We start from the raw sequence: 944 nt of genomic DNA, 5'->3' as shown, positions 1-944 counted from the left end.
CGCCCTAGGGTCTGTCCGGCGGGTCAGGAGCGCAGCCAGAGGCGTACGGCTGCAGCGGTCACGGTGCCGTGAAAGACGTACGCCCTCTTGTCATAACGCGTGGCCACGGCCCGGTAGATCTTCAACCGGTTGATCATCCGCTCGACTTCGTTCCTGCGAGCATAGCGTGCCGCGTCGAAGCCAGTGGGCCTGCCTCCGTTGCTGCCTCGGCGTTGGCGGTGGGCCCGCTGATCCCGGCGTTCAGGGATGGTGTGCTTGATCTGACGACGCCGCAGGTATCGGCGGTTGCGACGCGATGAGTACGCTTTGTCACCGCTGAGATGGTCCGGCCTGGTGCGAGGGCGGCCGCCTGTCGGGCGAGGCACGCGAACGCGTTCCAGGACCGCGATCATCTGCGGGGCATCGCCCCACTGTCCGGGTGTGACCAGCATGGCCAACGGCCGTAGTCCGCCCTCCCCGGCTAGGTGGATCTTGGTCGTCAGCCCGCCGCGCGAACGGCCGAGGGCTTCATCCGGACGGTGCTGGGTGGGCCGGGTGCGCTTGCCAGGTTTGCGCGGCGCCTGCTTGCGTGCGCCGGCAGCGTGCTGGTGAGCACGGCACACGGTCGAGTCCACGCTCACCATCGACCAGTCGATACGACCTTCCGCATGGGCATCCGCCTGGACGGCCCGCAGAATTTGGTCCCACGTGCCGTCGGCTGACCAGCGGCGATGCCGGTCATATATCGTCTGCCACTTCCCGAACCGTGTCGGCAGGTCTCGCCACGGGATGCCAGTACGCAGCCGAAACAGGATTCCGTTGATCACCTGGCGATGATTCATCCAACGCCCGCCCCGGCCGACGTTCTTCGGCAAGCAGGGCTCCATCCGAGCCCATTCTTCGTTTGATAAGTCACCCCGCCCCACACGGACCGGAACGATCACCACTGCTCGGCAGTCACGCGA

Annotated in this window: 1 protein-coding gene; it reads right to left on the bottom strand. The window is 66.5% G+C overall.

What is annotated here, in order from left to right; genetic code table 11:
• Nucleotides 1-23 precede the first annotated feature (23 nt).
• Complete coding sequence (locus ABD361_RS30395; RefSeq protein WP_344440198.1) at nucleotides 24-905, bottom strand: IS5 family transposase; 882 nt, start codon at nucleotides 903-905, stop codon at nucleotides 24-26.
• Nucleotides 906-944: the final 39 nt, after the last annotated feature.

The organism is Streptomyces luteosporeus, from assembly GCF_039532865.1.
GTDB lineage: Bacteria > Actinomycetota > Actinomycetes > Streptomycetales > Streptomycetaceae > Streptomyces > Streptomyces luteosporeus.
The sequence above is the reverse complement of the archived record's forward strand: the minus strand, read 5'-3'. Positions and strand labels throughout refer to the sequence as shown.